The 20,314-nt window shown below is 72.1% G+C and carries 20 protein-coding genes, 1 pseudogene and 1 riboswitch; of the genes and pseudogenes, 19 read left to right on the forward strand and 2 right to left on the reverse strand.

The annotated features are described in order from the left end of the window. Positions 1–66: 66 nt before the first annotated feature. Positions 67–186: pseudogene (locus ACYVKX_RS01020) on the forward strand (MerR family DNA-binding transcriptional regulator); the annotation flags it as partial. Between the two features lie 274 nt (positions 187–460). Here ACYVKX_RS01020 and ACYVKX_RS01025 read toward each other — a convergent pair. Next, complete coding sequence (locus ACYVKX_RS01025) at positions 461–1,183, reverse strand: aquaporin (RefSeq protein WP_460828642.1); 723 nt, start codon at positions 1,181–1,183, stop codon at positions 461–463. 47 nt (positions 1,184–1,230) lie between these two features. Between ACYVKX_RS01025 and ACYVKX_RS01030 the strand changes: the two genes are divergently transcribed. From ACYVKX_RS01030 to ACYVKX_RS01060, 7 genes are all read left to right on the forward strand, one after another. After that, positions 1,231–1,908, forward strand: a complete 678-nt coding sequence (locus ACYVKX_RS01030; RefSeq protein WP_460828643.1) for a metalloregulator ArsR/SmtB family transcription factor — start codon at positions 1,231–1,233, stop codon at positions 1,906–1,908. A 42-nt stretch (positions 1,909–1,950) separates the two neighbouring features. Further along, a complete protein-coding gene (locus ACYVKX_RS01035; RefSeq protein WP_460828644.1) occupies positions 1,951–2,601 on the forward strand; it encodes an arsenate reductase ArsC in 651 nt (216 codons plus the stop codon). 428 nt (positions 2,602–3,029) lie between these two features. Next, positions 3,030–3,140, forward strand: a riboswitch (TPP riboswitch). A gap of 11 nt (positions 3,141–3,151) precedes the next feature. Continuing rightward, positions 3,152–4,195, forward strand: coding sequence for a thiamine ABC transporter substrate-binding protein (locus tag ACYVKX_RS01040; RefSeq protein WP_460828645.1), 1,044 nt, complete (start codon positions 3,152–3,154; stop codon positions 4,193–4,195). Next, entirely contained in the window at positions 4,192–5,826 is a 1,635-nt protein-coding gene (locus tag ACYVKX_RS01045; RefSeq protein ID WP_460828646.1) for an ABC transporter permease, read from the forward strand. Before ACYVKX_RS01040 ends, ACYVKX_RS01045 begins: the two co-directional genes overlap by 4 nt. Continuing rightward, positions 5,826–6,815 (forward strand): ABC transporter ATP-binding protein, encoded by a 990-nt coding sequence (locus tag ACYVKX_RS01050; protein WP_460828647.1) that lies wholly within the window; start codon positions 5,826–5,828, stop codon positions 6,813–6,815. The genes ACYVKX_RS01045 and ACYVKX_RS01050 overlap by 1 nt, the downstream gene beginning before the upstream one ends. Positions 6,816–6,833: 18 nt before the next feature. Further along, entirely contained in the window at positions 6,834–7,874 is a 1,041-nt protein-coding gene (locus ACYVKX_RS01055) for a phosphatase PAP2 family protein (protein ID WP_460828648.1), read from the forward strand. Positions 7,875–7,935: 61 nt separating this feature from the next. After that, positions 7,936–9,978 carry an acyl-CoA dehydrogenase family protein gene (locus ACYVKX_RS01060; protein WP_460828649.1) on the forward strand — a complete coding sequence of 681 codons (2,043 nt, stop codon included), beginning with the start codon at positions 7,936–7,938 and terminating at the stop codon, positions 9,976–9,978. Positions 9,979–10,098: 120 nt separating this feature from the next. Here the strand turns inward: ACYVKX_RS01060 and ACYVKX_RS01065 are convergent, their stop codons facing one another. After that, complete coding sequence (locus tag ACYVKX_RS01065; RefSeq protein ID WP_460828650.1) at positions 10,099–10,611, reverse strand: inorganic diphosphatase; 513 nt, start codon at positions 10,609–10,611, stop codon at positions 10,099–10,101. An 83-nt stretch (positions 10,612–10,694) separates the two neighbouring features. Between ACYVKX_RS01065 and dacB the strand changes: the two genes are divergently transcribed. From dacB to folK, 11 genes are all read left to right on the forward strand, one after another. Then, positions 10,695–12,056 (forward strand): D-alanyl-D-alanine carboxypeptidase/D-alanyl-D-alanine endopeptidase, encoded by a 1,362-nt coding sequence (gene dacB, locus ACYVKX_RS01070; RefSeq protein ID WP_460828651.1) that lies wholly within the window; start codon positions 10,695–10,697, stop codon positions 12,054–12,056. Next, on the forward strand, positions 12,053–13,087 hold the full coding sequence (locus ACYVKX_RS01075; RefSeq protein WP_460828652.1) for a zinc-dependent metalloprotease: 1,035 nt from the start codon (positions 12,053–12,055) through the stop codon (positions 13,085–13,087). Before dacB ends, ACYVKX_RS01075 begins: the two co-directional genes overlap by 4 nt. Continuing rightward, positions 13,084–14,040 carry a tRNA lysidine(34) synthetase TilS gene (tilS, locus tag ACYVKX_RS01080; RefSeq protein WP_460828653.1) on the forward strand — a complete coding sequence of 319 codons (957 nt, stop codon included), beginning with the start codon at positions 13,084–13,086 and terminating at the stop codon, positions 14,038–14,040. The genes ACYVKX_RS01075 and tilS overlap by 4 nt, the downstream gene beginning before the upstream one ends. Before the next feature lie 40 nt (positions 14,041–14,080). Then, complete coding sequence (locus ACYVKX_RS01085) at positions 14,081–14,869, forward strand: hypothetical protein (RefSeq protein ID WP_460828654.1); 789 nt, start codon at positions 14,081–14,083, stop codon at positions 14,867–14,869. 36 nt (positions 14,870–14,905) lie between these two features. After that, positions 14,906–15,457, forward strand: a complete 552-nt coding sequence (gene hpt, locus ACYVKX_RS01090) for a hypoxanthine phosphoribosyltransferase (RefSeq protein ID WP_460828655.1) — start codon at positions 14,906–14,908, stop codon at positions 15,455–15,457. Between the two features lie 31 nt (positions 15,458–15,488). After that, positions 15,489–15,620 carry a hypothetical protein gene (locus ACYVKX_RS01095; RefSeq protein ID WP_460828656.1) on the forward strand — a complete coding sequence of 44 codons (132 nt, stop codon included), beginning with the start codon at positions 15,489–15,491 and terminating at the stop codon, positions 15,618–15,620. A 155-nt stretch (positions 15,621–15,775) separates the two neighbouring features. Further along, the gene (ftsH, locus tag ACYVKX_RS01100; RefSeq protein WP_460828657.1) at positions 15,776–17,863 is read left to right on the forward strand and encodes an ATP-dependent zinc metalloprotease FtsH; all 2,088 of its coding nucleotides are present in this window, start codon (positions 15,776–15,778) and stop codon (positions 17,861–17,863) included. A 7-nt stretch (positions 17,864–17,870) separates the two neighbouring features. Then, positions 17,871–18,488, forward strand: coding sequence for a GTP cyclohydrolase I FolE (gene folE, locus ACYVKX_RS01105; protein WP_460828658.1), 618 nt, complete (start codon positions 17,871–17,873; stop codon positions 18,486–18,488). 50 nt (positions 18,489–18,538) lie between these two features. Beyond that, positions 18,539–19,375, forward strand: a complete 837-nt coding sequence (folP, locus tag ACYVKX_RS01110; RefSeq protein WP_460828659.1) for a dihydropteroate synthase — start codon at positions 18,539–18,541, stop codon at positions 19,373–19,375. Then, positions 19,372–19,743 carry a dihydroneopterin aldolase gene (folB, locus tag ACYVKX_RS01115; RefSeq protein ID WP_460828660.1) on the forward strand — a complete coding sequence of 124 codons (372 nt, stop codon included), beginning with the start codon at positions 19,372–19,374 and terminating at the stop codon, positions 19,741–19,743. Before folP ends, folB begins: the two co-directional genes overlap by 4 nt. Continuing rightward, entirely contained in the window at positions 19,740–20,309 is a 570-nt protein-coding gene (folK, locus tag ACYVKX_RS01120) for a 2-amino-4-hydroxy-6-hydroxymethyldihydropteridine diphosphokinase (protein WP_460828661.1), read from the forward strand. Before folB ends, folK begins: the two co-directional genes overlap by 4 nt. Positions 20,310–20,314: the final 5 nt, after the last annotated feature.

Consider the following 20,314-nt stretch of genomic DNA (forward strand, 5'->3'; position numbering starts at 1 on the left):
CTCGGTGCCACCGGCCCGTCAGGAGATCCTGGACGCTCTGGTCAAGCGAGCCGAGGAGCTGTCGGCGTGAGCCTGCGGATCAACGACGTCGCGAAGGCTGCAGGCGTGAACCGGGAGACCCTGCGCTACTACGAGCTACGCGGTCTCCTCGAGCAGCCCGACCGCAACCCGGGCGGGCACCGCCTAGGGAAGTGCTGATCGATGCGGGTGGATGCCAGCGTCGTCCAGGTCGTGCGATGGCGAGGCGCCGGAGCGTGGGCAGACTGGGCGTCTTTCGAGCGACGGCAACGAAGCCAGCGTGCGTGCCTGGGCGGCGTCTGGCGCCGCCCATGAATTGATCAGTGCTTCCCTAACCCAAAGGTCGAGCTGACGGGCCCGCAGGGCGGCGGAGAAGCCGGGTCTCTGTTGCCAAGCTCAATCGACCCCATCGGGTCTCCCCGTCTCGGGGGTCTGTGGGTGGTCAGTGCTTGTGGGGTACGACGACGGCCTTGGAGTCGGCGTCCGGGTAGAGGGCAAGGGTGAGCGCGATGGCCACGCCGAGGCCGACCAGTTGCATGCCGATGAACGCCGACGCGGATCCCGGTGCGATTCCCGCGAAGGTGTCGGAAAAGACTCTGCCGATCGTGACGGCGGGGTTGGCGAAGGACGTGGAGCTGGTGAACCAGTAAGCCGCGCCGATGTACGCACCCACGGTCGGCGCGGCGAGTGCTCCGCGCCCTGTGCGCACGAGCGCGAAGATGAGCGCGACCAGCCCGGCGGTGGCGACGACCTCGGCCACCAGGTGGCCGCCAGTGACGCGGTCCTTGGCCGACAGGCCGGCGTCGACGTCGAACATCACGTTGGCCAGTAGGGCACCCGCGACACCACCGATAATCTGGACGACCGCGTAGGCACCGACGTCGGGGAGTGAGAGGCCGCTTCGAGTGCGACGGCTGAGGAACCAGTCGGCCAACGAGACGACCGGGTTGAAGTGGGCGCCCGAGACTGGCCCGAACCACAAGATCAGGACGGTCAGTCCGAACACGGTGGCGGTGGAGTTCTCCAACAACTGTAGGCCGACGTTGCCGGGTGAGAGCGTCTCGGCGGCGATGCCGGAACCGACGACCACGGCGACCAGGAGCGCAGTGCCGAGGAACTCCGCGAGAAGCCGGCGGGGCAGGGGGTCGAGCCCAGGTGTGCTCACGGCGGACATCTTGACCGCACCTCGATTGCTCAGTCAAACTTGAGGCAATGAAAGTTGAGCGAATCGCGGACGTAGAGCGACGAGCGGGGGTGTACGCCGCGCTCGCCGATCCCACGCGCCTGCGGATCGTGGATCTCCTGGCGATGGGCGACGCGGCCTCCACCGAGCTGTCCGACCGGCTGAGCACTGCGTCGAACCTGCTCGCCCACCACCTCAAGATCCTGCAGACCGCCGGACTGATCGAGCGACACCGCTCCGAGGGAGACGGACGACGTAGCTACTGGCGGTTGGTCCGTCGTGCCTTCGAGCCGTTCGGCTCCCCCACCATCGAGACTCCGGAGCGGATCGTGTTCGTCTGCACCGCCAACACAGCCCGCTCCCACCTGGCGGCGGCGATGTGGCGTGAGGAGAGCCCGATACCTGCGGCCTCGGCTGGCACCCACCCCGCCGAGCGCATCGCCCCCGGCGCGGTGGCGGCCGCGCGGCGGCACCACCTCGAGCTGCCCGACGTGCGGCCGCAACATCTCGACACGGTGGCCAGCGACGGCGATCTGGTCGTCACGGTCTGCGACCTTGCCCACGAGGAACTCGGGACCGCCGTCCAGCTCCACTGGTCGATCCCCGACCCGGTGGGTCTCGGCACGAAGGCGGCATTCGACCGCGCCTACGACGAGCTCGCCGCTCGCGTGCGCCTGCTCGCCCCCCTACTCAACCGTGCCTCCTGACCATCCGATCATGCACCGCACAACCGACGAGAGAGCCGACCGGTGAGCACCCCCGCCAACTCCCAGATCACCCTCGACCAGCAGATTGCACTGAAGACCGCCGCCGCCCGGCTCGCCCAGGAGTTCGACGGCACCTTCAACGAGGAGACCATCGAGCGCTTCCTGAACACCTCCTACGACCAGTTCGCCGGCAAGGCCACCCTCGTCAACTTCCTTCCGCTACTGGCCGAGCGGTTCGCCAAGCAGCGGCTGCAGGCGATGGCCAAGGTGGAGGGCAAGGGCGGGGACGGGAAGCCGGTCGTGCTGTTCCTGTGTGTGCACAACGCCGGCCGTTCCCAGATGGCGCTCGGGTTCTTCAACCACCACGCCGGCGACCGCGCCGTCGCCTGGTCCGGCGGATCCGAGCCGGGTGAGCAGGTGAACCGCGCCGCGGTGGGCGCGATGGCCGAACGCGGCATCGACATCGCTCAGGAGTACCCCAAGCCCTGGACCGACGAGATTGTGCAGGCCGCCGACGTCGTCGTCACGATGGGCTGCGGGGACGCCTGCCCCTACTTCCCCGGCAAGCAGTACGAGGACTGGAAGCTCGACGACCCGGCCGGCCAGGACGTCGCCGACGTCCGCCCGATCCGGGACGAGATCGAGCGCCGCGTGCTCGCACTACTCGACGAGCTCGGCGTCCCGGCTCGCTGAGGCGGGCCCGCGCGCAGTCGGCCAGGACCCCCGCCGTCACGCCAGCAGCGGCGACGGTTGCGAACAACGCGCCATCACCATGCCGTTCTGGGCTCATTGGCCACCGCTCTCGCGCCCACAGACGACTGAGGCGGACGGCAGGGCAGGAGCTACTTTCTCCAGCGGGTCGATTGGCTCTCCGTGGATGCACAGTCTGGCGCTGGCAGCCGTGCGATCCTTCGCGCATCTCAACACCAGCCCGAGGCCGGTCTGGTCATTCCTCCATCGAGCAACGACGACGAGGACGCGCTCCTCGTCGGCTCGTTTCGTCGGCGCGGGGCCTTGTCGCCTCTCTTGACGTGCGACTGCCCACTCCGCGCCCTCACGAACGCCTGAGCCGCGAAGGTCGGTCCCCCCGCACGCAGTCCGGCGGGGACCACTAGACTCGACGAGTCAGACAGGGGAGCCGAGGCAATCGGCTGAGAGGACGCCAGCGAGCGCGTCGACCCTACGAACCTGCTCCGGTTAGCACCGGCGAAGGGAGTCGGAGTTGCGAAACATCCAGGTACTGGTGCCTGCCCTCGTGCTGTCGGGAGCGCTGGTCGCGGGCTGCTCGACGGTCGGCGACGACACGGCGGACGGGGCGCCCGCCTCGGATCGGGTCGTGCTGGTGACGCACGAGTCGTTCAAGCTGCCGAAGAGGCTGCTGAAGCAGTTCGAGGAGGAGTCGGGCTACCAGCTGGTGATCCGGGCCTCGGGCGACGCCGGCGTGCTCACCAACAAGCTGGTGCTCACGAAGGACGACCCGCTCGGCGACGTCGCGTTCGGCGTCGACAACACGTTCGCGTCGCGCGCGCTGGAGGAGGGGGTCTTCGCGCCGTACGCCGCGGAGCTGCCGGCGGGCGCGGAGGAGTACCTGCTGCCCGGCGACGGTGACGACGGGGAGCGGGCGCTCACGCCGGTCGACAACGCGAGCGTGTGCGTGAACGTCGACGACACCTGGTTCGCGCAGCGCGACCTCGCGCCGCCGGCGTCCCTCGACGACCTCGTCGACCCGGCGTACCGCGACCTGTTCGTCACCCCGGGCGCGGCCACGAGCTCGCCGGGCATGGCGTTCCTGCTCGCCACGATCGCGGCGTACGGCGAGGACGGCTGGCAGGGCTGGTGGGCCGACCTGATGGCCAACGGCGCCCGGCTGACCGAGGGGTGGTCGGACGCCTACCAGGTCGACTTCACCCAGGGCGGCGGCAAGGGCGACCGGCCGATCGTGCTCTCCTACGACTCCTCGCCGGCGTTCACCGTCGCCGGCGGGAAGTCGACCACGAGCGCGCTGCTCGACACCTGCTTCCGCCAGGTGGAGTACGCCGGCGTGCTGGCCGGCGCCGAGAACCCAGACGGCGCCCGGGCGCTGGTGGACTTCCTGCTGAGCCCGGACGTGCAGGCCGCGCTGCCGAGCAGCATGTACGTCTTCCCGGTCGACTCCTCGGTCGAGCTGCCGGCCGAGTGGGCGAGGTTCGCCCGGCAGCCGGCCGACCCGTGGGAGGTCGACCCGGCCGCGATCAGCGAGAACCGCGACGAGTGGCTGCGCACGTGGAGCGACATCACCTCCCGATGAGGCGGATGCTGGCGCTCGTCGGGCTCGCCGCCGTGCCGCTCGCGGTCCTCGGCGTGTTCTTCGTGCTGCCCGTCGCCGGGATGATCTCCGAGGGCCTCGTCGTCGGCGGGGCCCTCGACCCGGGCGCGGTCGTGGAGGTGCTCGCCCGGCCGCGGGTGCGCCGGGTCGTCTGGTTCACGGTCTGGTCCGCCTCGCTGGGTACGGCGGTCTCGCTGCTGCTCGGGGTCCCGGCCGCGCACCTGCTGCACCGCCGTACCTTCCCGGGCCGGCGGGCGCTGCGGGCCGTGCTGCTGGTGCCGTTCGTGCTGCCGACCGTCGTGGTCGGCGTGGCCTTCCGCGAGCTGATCGGCGAGGCCGGGCCGCTGGGGTTCCTCGGCCTCGACGGGTCCGCGGGCGCGATCGTCGCGGGCCTGGCGTTCTTCAACGTCGCGGTCGTGATCCGGGTGGTCGGTGCGGCCTGGGCCTCGCTCGACCCGCGGCCGGCCGAGGCCGCGGCGGCGCTCGGCGCGAGCCCGGCGCAGGTGCTGCGAACGGTGACGCTGCCGATGCTGCGCCCGGCGATCGTGTCGGCGGCCAGCGTGGTGTTCCTCTTCTGCGCGACCGCGTTCGGGGTGGTGCTGACGCTGGGCGGGCTGCGGTACTCCTCGGTCGAGACCGAGATCTACCTGCTCACCACGAACCTGCTCGATCTGCAGGCGGCCGCGGCGCTCTCGATCGTGCAGCTGCTCGCGATCACGGCGCTGCTGCTCGTCACGAGCCGGCTGCGCGCCGTACCGGATCCGAGCCTGGCGCGCTCCACCGCGGCACATCCGCGGGTCGCCCGCGGGGACTGGCCCGGCGTGCTCGCGGTGCTGCTTGTGGTGGTGCTGGTCGGGCTGCCGATCGCGGCGCTGGTGTCCGGGTCGCTGCAGGTCGGCGACGGCTGGGGGCTCGCGAACTATCGGGCCCTGGACACCGAGGGGTCGCGGCAGGCGCTGCTGGCGCCGGTCACGACCGCGCTGGTCACGTCGCTGCGGACCGCGGTCGACGCGACCTGGATGTCGCTCTCGCTCGGCCTGCTGGTCGCCGTGGTGGTGACCCGCCGCTCGCGTTCGAGGGCCGAGCGGCGCATGCGCGGCCTGCTCGACGGCCTCTTCATGCTCCCGCTCGGCGTCTCCGCGGTGACGCTGGGCTTCGGCTTCCTGATCACGCTCGACCGGCCGCCGGTCGACTTCCGCGACTCGCCGCTGCTGGTGCCGATCGCCCAGGCCCTGGTGGCGCTCCCGCTCGTCGTCCGCACCCTCGCGCCGGTCCTCGGCGGCGTCGACGACCGGCAGCGCCAGGCCGCCGCGTCGCTCGGCGCCGGCCCGCTGCGCGCCTTCCTCACCGTCGACCTGCCGGTGATGTGGAAGCCACTGCTCGCGGCCGCCGGCTTCGCGTTCGCGGTGTCGCTCGGCGAGTTCGGCGCCACCTCTTTCCTCGCGCGGGAGGACAGCCCGACCCTGCCGATCGTGATCTTCAACCTGATCGGGCGCCCCGGTGCGATGAACTACGGCATGGCCCTCGCCGCGTCCGTCGTGCTCGCCGCCACGACCGCGCTCGTCATGCTGCTGGTCGAGCGGCTGCGCGTCCCCTCGGTGGGTGCCTTCTGATGCTGGCGCTCGACCAGGTCACGGTGGCGTACGACGGCGTGCCGGCCGTCGTCGACGCCTCGCTCGCCCTCGAGGACGGCCAGGTGCTCGCCGTGCTCGGCCCGAGCGGCTCGGGCAAGTCCACGCTGCTGCGCGCCGTAGCCGGGCTCGAGCCGACCGCGGCCGGGGCGATCTCCTGGGACGGCACCGACCTGTCCGGCGTACCCACCCACAAGCGGGGGTTCGCGCTGATGTTCCAGGACGGGCAGCTCTTCGGGCACCTGACCGTCGCGCGCAACGTCGCCTACGCGCTGCGGATCCGGCGCACGCCGCACGCCGACGCCCGGGTGCGCGAGCTGCTCGCGCTGGTGGGCCTGGAGGGGTACGGCGACCGGCTGCCCGCCACGCTGTCGGGCGGCGAGCGGCAGCGGGTCGCGCTCGCGCGGTCGCTGGCCGTGCAGCCGCGGCTGCTGCTGCTCGACGAGCCGCTGTCCGCGCTCGACGCCGGCCTGCGCGAGCGGCTGGCCGCCGACCTGCGCGACATCCTGCGCGCGGCCGGCACGACCGCGCTGATGGTCACCCACGACCAGGAGGAGGCGTTCGCGGTCGCGGACCGGCTCGCGGTGATGCGCGCCGGCCGGATCGTGCAGCAGGGCGAGATCGCCGAGGTCTGGCGCGCGCCGGCCGACGCCGAGACCGCGCTGTTCCTCGGCTACGCGCGGGTGCTGGACGGCGCCGCGGCCGGCGTCCTGCTGCGGGCGGCCGGGCTTCCCGCGGCGTCCGCGGTCGCCGTACGCCGGTCCGCGCTGGTCGTCGCCGACGCCGGTCCGCTGGCGGGCACCGTGCTCTCCGGCCGTGCCACGCCCGAGCAGATCCGGCTGGTCGTGGACATCGACGGGATCGGCGAGGTCGACGCGGTCGCGCGGCTCGACGCCCACCCCGCGCCGGGCGACCGGGTGGCGATCGCGGTGGACGCATCCCGGCTGGCGGTGCCTCCGGCCGGGGGCTGAGTCCCTACACTGGCGGGCGTGTATCGCCGCGCCTACGTCCTCCTCGTGGTGAACGCGGCGGTCATGCTGGTGTGGGCAGCGATCACCGCGTGGTACCTCGACCGCCCGCTGATCGACCCCGAGGGCAGCTTCCTCGGCCCGTCGTGGCTGCGGCTGCCGATCCTCTGCCTGGGCGCGCTCTTCCTCGACCTGGTGCCGCGCGCGGCGTGGATCTCCCGCGGCCGGGTCCGGCAGTGGCCCGGGCTCATCCGGGAGCGCTGGGAGCAGCACTGGTCCCGCGAGCGGTTGCTGCTGGCGATCCTGGGCATCGTCTGCTTCTACGTGATCTACATCAGCTACCGGAACCTCAAGTCGTTCCTGCCGCTGGTCACCGATCGGACGACCTACGACCGCGAGCTGCGCATGCTCGACCGGATCCTCTTCTTCGGTCGCGACCCCGGTCCGGTGCTGCACGACCTGCTCGGCACCACGGTGGTCGCGCAGCTCCTCTCCGCCTTCTACCTGCTGTTCATCCCGATGGTCGCGATCCTGGTCACCGTCTGGCTGGTGTGGTCGCGCAACCTGTCCTACGGCTGGTGGTTCGTCACCGCGCAGGGCATCGCCTGGACGCTCGGCACGATCTCCTACTACGCGCTGCCGACGCTCGGCCCCGGTCTGGAGTACGACTGGCTGTTCGCCGACCTGGCCAACACCGGCACCCGCGATCTGATGGCGTCGCTGATGAACGCCCGCCAGGGCGTCCTCTGGAGCGACGGCCAGGCCCAGACCGTGGCCGGCTTCGCCAGCCTGCACACCGCGATCTCGCTGCTGTGGGCGCTGATGGTGCAGTACACCGTCCGCAACAGGTGGATCCGGATCGTCTTCTGGATCAACTTCGTCCTCACCGTGATCGCCACGATCTACTTCGGCTGGCACTACCTCGCCGACGACATCGCCGGCGTGGCGATCGCCTTCGTGTCCTTCTACGTCGGCGGCCTGGCGAGCGGTCAGAGGTTCGACAAGGGCGGGCTGGGCTCGCACCCGACGACGACCACGTCGAGGGTGCCGGTGGATCGCTGACGGTGGCCCGAGCGGTCCAGATCACCGCGTGGGACCGGTTCGGGCTGGGTAACCGGGAGGCATGGCCCCCGACACCACGCCGGACGTCGACGTCGCGGCGCTGACCGCCCTGCTCGACGGGAGGTACGCCGACGTGCGCGACCTGGTCCGCACCAACCTCGCCACGTACGGGCGGATCCTCGACGAGGCCGAGGAGATGTCGATCGACGACTTCCGCGAGCGCGTGCGCGAGGTCGTGGTCGAGATGGCGGCGACCGGGCAGACCGGGATGGGCTTCCCGGAGGAGTACGGCGGCGGCGGCGACCTCGGCGCCTCGATCGCGGCCTTCGAGACCCTCGCCTACGGCGACCTGTCGGTGCTCGTGAAGGTCGGCGTGCAGTTCGGGCTGTTCGGCGGCGCGATCCTCCAGCTCGGGTCGAGGCACCACCACGACGCCTACCTCGCCGACCTGATCAGCGGGCGGCTGATGGGCTGCTTCGCGATGACCGAGACCGGCCACGGCTCCAACGTCCAGGCCCTCGGCACCGTCGCGACCTACGACCCCGAGGCGCAGGAGTTCGTGATCGCCACGACCTCCGAGCAGGACCGCAAGGACTACATCGGCAACGCGGCGAGGCACGCCGAGCTCGCGGTCGTGTTCGCGCAGCTCGAGGTGGGCGGGGCGGCCGAGGGCGTGCATGCGTTCGTGGTCCCGATCCGCGTCGGCGGCGAGCCGGCGCCCGGCGTACGCATCGAGGACGACGGACGCAAGATGGGGCTGAACGGCGTCGACAACGGCCGCATCTGGTTCGACGGCGTGCGGGTGCCGCGCACCGCGCTGCTGAACCGGTTCGCGGACGTGACGCCCGAGGGCGTCTACGAGAGCCCGATCGCGAACCCGAACCGCCGGTTCTTCACGATGCTCGGCACCCTCGTGCAGGGTCGCGTCTGCGTCGGCGGCGCCGGCATCAACGCGGCCAAGGTCGCGCTCGCGATCGCGGTGCGGTACGCCGTGCGGCGGCGCCAGTTCGAGGCCACCTCGGACGAGGAGGAGCTGCTGCTCGACTACGGCCTGCACCAGCGCCGGCTGCTGCCGCTGGTCGCCCGGACCTACGCGCTGCACTTCGCGCAGGATGTCGTATCGGCGCAATTGCACGATGTGTTCTCCGGCGCTCAGTCCCCTGGCAATGAGTCCCCTGGCGACGAGGACGAGGCGACCCGGCGCGAGCTCGAGTCGCGCGCCGCCGGCACCAAGGCGCTCGGGACGTGGCACGCGACGCGGACGATCCAGGAGTGCCGCGAGGCGTGCGGCGGCGCGGGCTACCTGTCGGTGAACCGGTTCGCCGCGCTCAAGGCCGACAGCGACATCTTCACGACCTTCGAGGGCGACAACCACGTGCTGCTGCAGCTCGTGGCGAAGGGGCTGCTCACCGACTACGCGAGCGAGTTCGAGGACCTCGACCAGCTCGGCATGGTCCGGTTCGTCACCAACCTCGCGGTCGAGACCGTGATCGAGAGGACCTCGGTCCACAAGCTGCTCGAGCGGGTCCGCGACCTGCTCCCCGGCGGGGACCCGGGTGACCAGGAGGCCGGGCTGCTCGACTCGGAGTACCAGCTCGCGATGCTGTGCTTCCGCGAGGAGCACATGCTCGCCGGCGTCGCCCGGCGGCTCAAGCGCGGCATCGACCAGGGGGTGAACCCGGGCACGGTCTTCTCCTCGGTGCAGGACCACGTCGTCGCGGCCGCGAGCGCGCACGTCGAGCGGCTGGTGCTCGAGGCGTTCGTCGAGAGGGTGCGGGCGATGCCGGAGGAGGGTGGCGCTCAAGGTGGCGCTCACGGTGGCGCTCAAGGTGGCGCTCAAGGTGGCGCTCAAGGTGGCGCTCAAGGTGGCGCTCACGGCAACAGGGTCGCCCTCGGCCTGCTCTGCGACCTGTTCGCGCTCTCGACCATCGAGGCCGACCGGGCCTGGTTCATGGAGCACGGCCGGCTGACGGTGCCGCGGTCGAAGGCGATCAGCCGCGAGGTGAACAACCTGTGCCGCAGGGTCCGGCCGATCGCCGTACCCCTCGTCGATGCGTGGGCGGTCCCTCCGGAGATGCTGCGGTCGCCGGGGTTGGTGGGGTAGTCACTGGTGTCGCAGGAATCCCCGGTCAGCCGGGGACTCCTGACGTTGTCAGGCGTTGCAACCCCTGACAACGTCAGGGATCCCCGGTCAGCCGGGGATCCATCCAGGGAGCCGACAGCGTCAGTGACCCTCGGTCGTGAACCGCACGAACGACGCTTCCACCTCGGCCTCGGCCTCGGTGCGGCCGACCCACTCGGCGCCCTCGACGGACTTGCCGGGCTCGAGGTCCTTGTAGACCTCGAAGAAGTGCTGGATCTCCAGGCGGTCGAACTTGGAGACGTGGGAGATGTCGCGGAGATGCTCCAGGCGCGGGTCGGTCGCGGGGACGCAGAGGACCTTGTCGTCGCCGCCGGCCTCGTCGGTCATGCGGAACATGCCGATCGCGCGGCAGCGGATCAGGCAGCCGGGGAAGGTCGGCTCCTGGAGGATCACCATCGCGTCGAGCGGGTCGCCGTCGAGGCCGAGGGTGTTCTCGATGTAGCCGTAGTCGGCGGGGTACTGCGTCGAGGTGAAGAGCGTCCGGTCCAGGCGGATCCGGCCGGACTCGTGGTCGACCTCGTACTTGTTCCGCTGGCCCTTCGGGATCTCCACCAGCACGTCGAACTCGAGCACGTCATCCTCCGCAGTCGTCATCGTCACGAGAGAGGCCCGCCCGGCGGACCGCGCCCAGTCTCGCGCACAATGACTCCAAACGTGGAGTCGGCGAGGGGTGCAGCGTGGGCAGAGGTGACGCACGCCACTGGCTGCCCGTCGCCCTCGTCCTCGGCGTCCTCGCCGCGGCCGGCGTCGTCCTCTCCGTCGACCCGCCGGAGGCGCAGCCACCGGAGGAGCAGCCGCCGGCCGCCGTACCGATCCCGGAGAGCCTCGACCTCCCCGCGCCGGCCGCGCCCGAGCCGGTGGCCGCGGCCGCGACCGGCCCCGCCGACCCCGCGAGGGTACGCCGTGCGATCGGCTCGCTCCTCGGCGACGCCGACCTCGGGTCGCGCGTGCTGGCCACCGTCTCCGGGCTCGACGGCAGGCTCCTCTACTCCCGCGGCACGGGTACGGCGACCCCCGCCTCGACCCTGAAGCTGCTCACGACCGCGGCGGCCCTCGAGGTGCTCGGGCCCGACCGCACGTTCGCCACGAGGGTGGTCGCTGACGGCCCGCGGCGGGTGGTGCTCGTCGGCGGCGGCGACCCGCTGCTGTCCGCGGCCGACCTGACCAGGCTGGCGAGGCAGACCGCCCGCGGACTGGAGGCGCGCAGGGTCCGGGTCGGCTACGACGCCAGCCTCTTCACCGGACCGGCCGTGAGCCCGCGCTGGCCGCGCAGCTACCTTGCCGACGGCGTGGTCTCTCCTATCGAGCCGCTGTGGGTCGACGAGGGGCGCGACGAGAGCGGGTACGGGCGCGTGGCCGACCCGGCGCTGACCGCCGCCACCGCGTTCGCGGACGCGCTCGGCGCCGCGGGCGTCCGGGTCGCCGGCGTACCCGAGGAGCGGACCGCCACCGCCACGGCCGAGCCGCTCGCCGAGGTCGAGAGCGACCCGCTGGCCCGGATCGTCGAGCACACCCTGGAGACCAGCGACAACGAGGCCGCCGAGGTGCTCCTCCGCCAGGTCGGCCTCGCGGTCGGCGGCACCGGGTCGTTCGCCGCCGGCACGCGGGCCGTGCTCGGCACCCTCGAGGGGCTCGGCGTCCCGGTCGACGGCGCCGAGGTGTACGACGGCAGCGGGCTCTCCCGCGACAACCGCCTCGACCCCGACACGATCACGGGCGTCCTCGCGCTCGCGGCCGAGCGGCCCGCGCTGCGCCCGGTCGTCACCGGGCTGCCGGTCGCGGGCTTCACCGGGTCGCTCGCCGAGCGGTTCGCGGGCGACACCGGTCGCGGCTTCGTCCGCGCCAAGACCGGCACCCTGTCGGGGATCAGCGGGCTGGCCGGCATCCTCACCGACCGGACGGGGTCGCCGATGGCGTTCGCCGTCCTCGCCGACGACATCGCGCTGGTGGACACCCTCGACGCCCGGGCCGCGCTGGACGACCTGGCCAGCGCGCTCGCCGCCTGCCGTTGTGGAGCCGCGGGTACGGTCGCTCCATGACGTCGGGCGCCTCGAGCATGGTCGACTGGGACCTCGCGATCTCGCTGGGCTCCCGCCTGGCCGGCGAGGGTCCGCAGATCTCGCGCGGCGAGGCCGCCGCCGTGGTCGACGAGCTGCGCGCCGGCGCCGCGAGGTCGACGCCGCTGGTCCGCGAGTTCACCGGGCTGCAGGCGGGCGAGCGCACGGCCCCGGTGCTCGTCGTCGACCGGCCCGGCTGGATCGCCGCCAACGCCGACGGGTTCGCGACCGCGCTCACGCCGGTCGTCGACAAGCTCACCGAGAAGAAGGGCGCGCCGTCCGGCTGGCAGCTCGCGGTCGGCTCCCGGGTGACCGGCGTCGAGGTCGGCGCGCTGCTCGGCTTCCTGTCCGGCAAGGTCCTCGGCCAGTTCGACCCGTTCCACCCGCCCGCCGGCCGGCTGCTGCTGGTCGCCCCGAACGTCGTCCACGTCGAGCGCGAGCTCGACGTGGACCCGACCGACTTCCGCCTGTGGGTCTGCCTGCACGAGGAGACCCACCGCGTGCAGTTCACCGCGACGCCCTGGCTGACCGGCCACCTGCTCGGCGAGATGCACGCCATCGCCGAGAGCCTCGACACCTCCAGGCTGCTCGACGACGGCCTCGGCCGGCTCCTCGACGCCGTACGCAACCCGAAGGGGAGCCTCATCGACACGATGAGCACCCCCGAGCAGCGGGAGATCGTGGACCGGGTCACCGGCGTCATGTCGCTGCTGGAGGGCCACGCCGACGTGGTCATGGACGGCGTCGGCCCGAGCGTGATCCCCACGGTCAGGCAGATCCGCAGCCGCTTCAACAAGCGCCGCAGGGGCACCGGGTCGCTCGACCGGGTGCTGCGCCGGGTCCTCGGCCTCGACGCGAAGATGGCGCAGTACCGCGACGGCGCGAAGTTCGTCCGGGCGGTCGTCGCCAAGGCCGGCATGGCCGATTTCAACGCCGTCTGGGAGCGCCCCGAGAGCCTCCCGTCCAAGGCCGAGATCGCCGACCCGCCGGCCTGGATCTCGCGCGTGCTGTGACACTCCACCCGGCGGTCGCGGCGGTCCGCCTGGCCGTACGCCGCTCGCTCGGCCACGTCGAGCCCGGCCGTACCGTGGTCGTCGCCTGCTCCGGGGGCGCGGACTCGCTCGCGCTGCTCGCCGCGACCGTGTTCGAGGGCCGCAGGGCCGGCTGGCGGGTCGCCGGCGCGACCGTCGACCACGGCCTCCAGGAGGGGTCGGCCGCGCAGGCCGGCCGGGTCGTCGAGCAGATGGCCGCGCTCGGCGCCGACGAGACGTTCTCCGCGGCGGTCCGCGTCGACGCACCCGGCCTCGGCCCGGAGGCCGCCGCGCGGCAGGCGCGGTACGCCGTGCTCGAGGAGGTCGGCGAGCGCCTCGACGCCGCCGCCGTACTGCTCGGGCACACCCGCGACGACCAGGCCGAGACCGTGCTGCTCGGGCTCGCCCGCGGCTCGGGCGGACGCTCGCTCGCCGGCATGCGCCGCTCCTTCGACCGCTTCGTCCGGCCCCTGCTCGACGTCGGGCGCGACGACACCGTGACGGCCTGCCGGGTCGAGGGCATCGAGTGGTGGGACGACCCGCACAACGACGACCCCGGCTACACCCGCGTGCGGGTACGCCGCACGGTGCTGCCGGTGCTCGAGGAGCAGCTCGGACCCGGCATCGCCGAGACCCTCGCCCGGACCGCCGACCAGCTCCGCGCCGACACGGACCTGCTCGACGACCTCGCCGAGGCGGCGTACGCCGGCCTGGCCGACCTCCCGGTCGACGGACTGCTCGCCCAGCCGCTGCCGCTGCGGCGGCGGGTGCTCCGCCTCGCCGCGGTCGCGGCCGGCTGCCCGCCGTCGGAGCTGTTCCACGAGCACGTGCTCGCGATGGACGCGCTGCTCACCGAATGGCACGGCCAGAAGTGGGTCGACCTCCCCGGCCACGTGCGCTGCGCCCGGGTCGAGGGACGACTCGAGTTTTCGTGAATGCCCCGCGCGCGCCCCTCCCAGCCGGCACACTCCTCATGTGCACCCCATGATGTCCCGCACCCGCGTCGCGGCCGCGCTGGCAGCCGCGGTCGCCCTCGCGGCCGGCGCGCTCGCCGTCCAGCAGCTGCTGCCGGCGTCCGCGGCGACCCCTGGTCCCGGCTCCTCGCGCGCGGTCGTGCTGAAGGCGCCGAAGGGGCCCGGGGTCGGCGAGGCGTGGATCCAGGGCTACGTGCAGGACCGCGCCAAGCGCTACCTGGACGACGTGCTCGTCCAGGCGTTCGTGCGCGGCCAGGAGGACGGCGAGCCCGCGGCGACGGCGCTCACCTACGCACCCGACTACCGGGACGGGAACGGCTGGTTCCGGCTCTACGGGCTGGAGCCGGGCTCGCGCTACGTCGTGCGGTTCTCGACCCCGGACCGGGACGACCCGTTCAAGACGCTGACGGTCCGGACCGGGAGGGTCGCCGACAGGGCCGTGGTCGACCTCGGCACGACGACCATGACGCTGCAGCGCAAGGTCACGGCGGACCTGACGGCGCAGTTCAGGGACGCCAGCGTGAAGCCGAGCCAGCGGGCCCGGCTGGTCGTGTCGATGACCAGCTCGGACGTCGACCCGGTCAGCGGCGACATCTGGATCCGCGTCGACAGGGACGACCCGTGGTCCTCGCCGCTCAAGGCCGAGAACGCCGGGCGCCTGGTCCTGAAGCTGGGCAGGTACCGGCTGGGCACCCACCAGGTGCAGGTGAGCTTCGGCGGGAACGACGCCGTCAAGAGGTCCAAGCGGCCGGTCCGGCTCAAGCTGTGGGTGACCGCGAACGGGCGCTGACACGCGTCCGGGCTCTGCCCTCTAGGCTCTGGCGCCATGGACTCGTCCCACGTGGAGAACGACCTCGTCAACGTCCTCTTCACCGAGGAGCAGATCCAGGGCCGGCTCCGGGAGCTGGCCGCCGAGATCGAGGCCGACTACGCCGGCAAGGACATCCTCATCGTCGGCGTCCTGCGCGGCGCGGTGATGGTGATGGCCGACCTGGCCCGCAGCTTCACCCGCCACCTGGAGATGGACTGGATGGCGGTGTCGTCGTACGGCTCGGGCACCAAGTCCAGCGGCGTCGTACGCATCCTCAAGGACCTCGACACCGACATCTCCGGCCGGCACGTGATCATCGTCGACGAGATCGTCGACACCGGCCTCACGCTCTCCTGGCTGACCTCGAACCTCAGCTCGCGCGGCCCGGCCAGCGTCGAGATCTGCACGCTGCTGCGCAAGCCGGAGGCGCTCACCATGCCGATGGACGTGAAGTACGTCGGCTGGGACATCCCCAACGAGTTCGTCGTCGGCTACGGCCTCGACTACCGGGAGCGGTACCGCAACCTGCGCGACATCGGCACGCTCGCGCCGCGGGTGTATTCCTGAGGTCGTCTGGCCTGGTGGGTTGCGTCGGGCTGTGTGTACGTCGGCTGGGACGCTGTGCGCATTTCCGGGCAACGAGTTCGTGGTCGGCTACGGCCTGGACTATCGGGAGCGGTACCGGAACCTGCGCGACATCGGCACGCTGGCGCCGCGGGTGTATTCCTAACGACCTCGGTGGTTTCGAGACAGGCGCCAGGGCGCCTTCCTCAACCACCGGGCGGACCACGAAGGGGCTCCTGCTGGCGTCGCCTGCGACAATGGGACGAGGCGGCGGTCGCGTGTACCGTCGATCGTTCAGATGAGCTCGTCCGAGAGAAGCCTGTGAAGCGCATATTCAAGGGTCCCTGGCTGTGGATCGTCCTCGCCGTGGTGGGCGTGCTGCTCGCCCTGCAGTACCTCGCCCCGAACGGCGGGTACGACGAGATCGAGTCCTCGAAGATGCAGGACTACATCGCCCAGGGCGAGGTGAAGGAGATCACCTTCGTCGACGCCGGCGACCAGCAGATCAAGGCCGTGCTCGACAACGGCGACAAGGTCACCGCGTTCTGGCTCGACGGCACCCAGGCGAACATCAAGGACGAGGTCCAGCAGCAGGTCGACAGCGGCGGCATCGAGAAGTACACCGTCGAGGTGCCGAAGCCGAGCCTGCTCGGCTCGATCCTGGCGACGCTGCTGCCGTTCGCGCTGATCATCCTGCTGTTCCTGTTCCTGATGAACCAGGTGCAGGGCGGCGGCGGTCGCGGCGTGATGCAGTTCGCCAAGTCGCGCGCCAAGCTGATCACCAAGGACATGCCCAAGACGACGTTCGCCGACGTCGCCGGCTGCGACGAGGCGATCGAGGAGCTCGGCGAGATCAAGGAGTTCCTCCAGGAGCCCGCGAAGTTCCAGGCCGTCGGCGCGAAGATCCCCAAGGGCGTGCTGCTCTACGGCCAGCCCGGTACCGGCAAGACCCTGCTCGCCCGCGCCGTCGCCGGCGAGGCCGGCGTGCCGTTCTACTCGATCTCCGGCTCCGACTTCGTCGAGATGTTCGTCGGCGTCGGTGCCTCCCGCGTCCGTGACCTGTTCGAGCAGGCGAAGGAGAACGCGCCGGCGATCGTCTTCATCGACGAGATCGACGCCGTCGGCCGCCACCGCGGCGCCGGCATGGGCGGCGGCCACGACGAGCGCGAGCAGACCCTGAACCAGCTGCTGGTCGAGATGGACGGCTTCGACGTCCGCGGCGGCGTGATCCTGATCGCGGCCACGAACCGGCCCGACGTGCTCGACCCCGCGCTGCTGCGCCCGGGCCGCTTCGACCGGCAGATCCAGGTCGACTCCCCCGATCTCTCCGGCCGCGAGCGGATCCTCCAGGTGCACGCGCGCGGCAAGCCGCTGGCCCAGGAGGTCGACCTGCGGTCCGTCGCCCGCCGTACGCCGGGCTTCAGCGGAGCCGACCTCGCCAACGTGCTCAACGAGGCCGCGCTGCTCACCGCCCGCGGCAACCAGAAGCTGATCACCAACGAGGCGCTGGACGAGGCCATCGACCGCGTGATCGCCGGCCCGCAGCGGCGTACCCGCCTGATGAGCGAGAAGGAGAAGCTGATCACGGCCTACCACGAGGGCGGCCACGCCCTGGTGGCGGCGGCGCTCCCGGGCACCGACCCGGTCCACAAGATCACGATCCTGCCGCGTGGCCGGGCGCTGGGCTACACGATGGTGCTGCCCGACGAGGACAAGTACTCCCAGACCCGCTCGCAGATGCTCGACTCGCTCGCCTACATGCTGGGCGGCCGGGCGGCCGAGGAGATGGTCTTCCACGACCCCACCACGGGCGCCGGCAACGACATCGAGAAGGCCACCAGCCTGGCCCGCGCGATGGTCACCCAGTACGGCATGACCGAGCGGCTCGGCGCGATCAAGCTCGGCGAGTCCAACTCCGAGCCGTTCCTGGGCCGCGACCTCGGCCACTCCCGCAACTACTCCGAGGACGTCGCCGCGATCGTCGACGAGGAGACCAAGTTGCTCCTCGCGACCGCGCACCAGGAGGCCTTCGAGATCCTCGAGGAGAACCGCGACGTGCTCGACGCGCTGGTGCTCGAGCTGTTCGACAAGGAGACCCTCGACAAGGAGCAGGTCGCGCGGATCTTCGAGCCGCTGCGCCGGCGCCCGGAGCGCCCGGCGTGGACCGGCTCCGACCAGCGGGTGCCCTCGGCGATCCCGCCGGTCGAGATCCCGCAGTGGATCAGGGACCGGGCCGCGGCCAGCGCCGCGGCGAACGGGCAGAACGGCGCCGGCCAGGGCCAGGAGGAGCAGGGCCAGGAGGAGAAGGGCGCGGTGCTCACCCCGCCCGGTCCGGGCGGCGACGTGCACGGCGATCCGGGCGTCGAGTCGCCGGGCGGCCGGCGGCCCGAGCCCCCGTCGCCGGCCTGATCGTGCGATGACCGACCCGATCCGCTACGAGGGGCGGCCCGCCGCCGATGTGCCGCCGTTCGACCACGCGCGCGCCGAGGCGGCCGTCCGCGAGCTGCTGATCGCGATCGGCGAGGACCCCGACCGGGAGGGCCTGCACGACACCCCGGCCCGGGTCGCGCGGGCCTACGCCGAGCTCACCGCCGGTCTCCGCATGGAGCCGGCCGACGTGCTGACGACGACGTTCGACCTCGGCCACGACGAGATGGTGCTGGTCCGCGACATCGAGCTCTGGTCGATGTGCGAGCACCACCTGGTGCCGTTCACCGGGGTCGCGCACGTCGGCTACATCCCGGCGGAGACCGGGAAGATCACCGGGCTGTCCAAGCTGGCCCGACTGGTCGACGTCTACGCCAAGCGGCCGCAGGTCCAGGAGCGGCTGACCACCCAGGTCGCCGACGCGCTCACGGAGGTCCTCGAGGCGCGCGGCGTGATCGTGGTGATCGAGGCCGAGCACCTGTGCATGACGATGCGCGGCGTGAAGAAGGCCGGCGCGCGCACGATCACCTCCGCGGTCCGCGGCACCATGCGCAGCAACGCCGCCACCCGCGCCGAGGCGATGGCGCTCATCCATCGCAACGGCTGAGCCCCGAGGCTCCGCCGGCGCCCCCAGCGGCGACCACTAGCGTGTGCCCCATGCCGACGACTCCGTTGCTCATGGGGGTCGTGAACGTCACGCCCGACTCGTTCTCCGACGGGGGCCGATGGCTCGAGCCGGACGCCGCGATCGAGCACGGCCGCGAGCTCGTCGAGGACGGCGCCGACATCGTCGACATCGGCGGCGAGTCGACCCGGCCGGGTGCGACCCGCCCGCTGGTCGCCGACGAGCTCGGCCGGGTCGTCCCGGTCATCGCGGCGCTCGCGGCCGAGGGGGCGACGGTGTCGGTCGACACGATGCGCGCGGAGGTCGCGGACGCGGCGCTCGACGCCGGCGCCACGATCGTCAACGACGTGTCCGGCGGCCTCGCCGACCCGGCGATCCTCGACGTGGTGGCAGCGCGCGAGGCGACGTACGTCGCGATGCACTGGCGCGCCCACGCCGACCACATGCGCGACTTCGCGGTGTACGACGGGCCGGGCGGTGTGGTCGCGGCGGTCCGCGACGAGCTCGCGGCGCGGGTCGAGGCGGTCCTCGCCGCCGGCGTCGACCCTGGGAAGGTCGTGCTCGACCCCGGGCTCGGCTTCGCGAAGCGGCCCGAGCACAACTGGGAGCTGCTGCGCGACCTCGGCCCGGTCCTCGGCCTCGGCCACCCGGTCCTGGTGGGCGCGAGCCGCAAGTCCTTCCTCGGTAGGCTCCTCGCCGACCGGCGCGGCACGGCCCGGCCGGTCGACCAGCGGGAGCACGCCAGCACCGCGCTCACGGTCCACCTCGCCCGGCTCGGCGTGTGGGGCCTGCGGGTGCACGACGTACGCGCCGCTCGGGACGCCCTGCGCGTCGTCGAGCGCCTGGACGGGGACGAGGTGGGAGAGTGACCGACGAGCTCGCGGTGACCGGCATCGAGTGCTACGGCCACCACGGCGTCTTCGAGTTCGAGAGGCGTGCGGGGCAGGTCTTCCTCGTCGACCTCGTGCTCGGCGTCGACACGGCCCCGGCGGCGGCCTCCGACGACTTGCACGACACCGTGGACTACGGAAGTCTCGTGGCCTCGGTGAAAGCCGCCGTGGAGAAGGATCCGGTCGACCTGATCGAGACCCTCGCCCAGCGGATCGCGGACGTCTGCCTCTTGGACGACCGTGTTGAATGGGTGCGGGTGACGGTCCACAAGCCGGACGCACCCATCGACGCGACGTTCTCGGACGTGGCGCTCACGATCACCCGGAAACGCGAGGTCCGCCCGTGACTGAGACCCCCAACCCCAACATCGTCGACACCGACACGCTGACCGGGGAGATGCGCCCCATCCGACGCGCGGTGCTGGCGCTGGGGTCGAACCTCGGCGAGCGGATGGCGAGCCTGCAGGGCGCCCTCAACGCGATCGCCGACACCCCCGACGTGTGGGTCACCGGGGTATCGCCGCTCTACGAGACCGACCCGGTCGGCTGCCCGCCGGAGGCGAAGACCTTCCTCAACGCCGTCGTGCTCATCGACACCACGCTGGCCGCGAGCCGGCTGATGGACCGGGCGCTGGCCATCGAGGACGCCTTCGAGCGCGAGCGCAGCGAGGTCAAGAACGCCCCGCGCACCCTCGACGTCGACCTGATCGTCGTCGGCGACCGGCGCAGCGACGAGGAGTCGTTGCGGCTCCCACACCCGCGGGCCCATGAGCGGGCCTTCGTGCTGCGGCCGTGGGCCGACCTCGAGCCGGAGGCGGAGTTCCCCGGCCTCGGCCCGGTGGCCGACCTGCTGGAGCGGACCGACCAGAGCGGCCTGAAGCTGCGCGACGACCTGGTCCTCGAGATCCAGTGACCTCC

The sequence above is a fragment of the Nocardioides hungaricus genome (assembly GCF_054782915.1).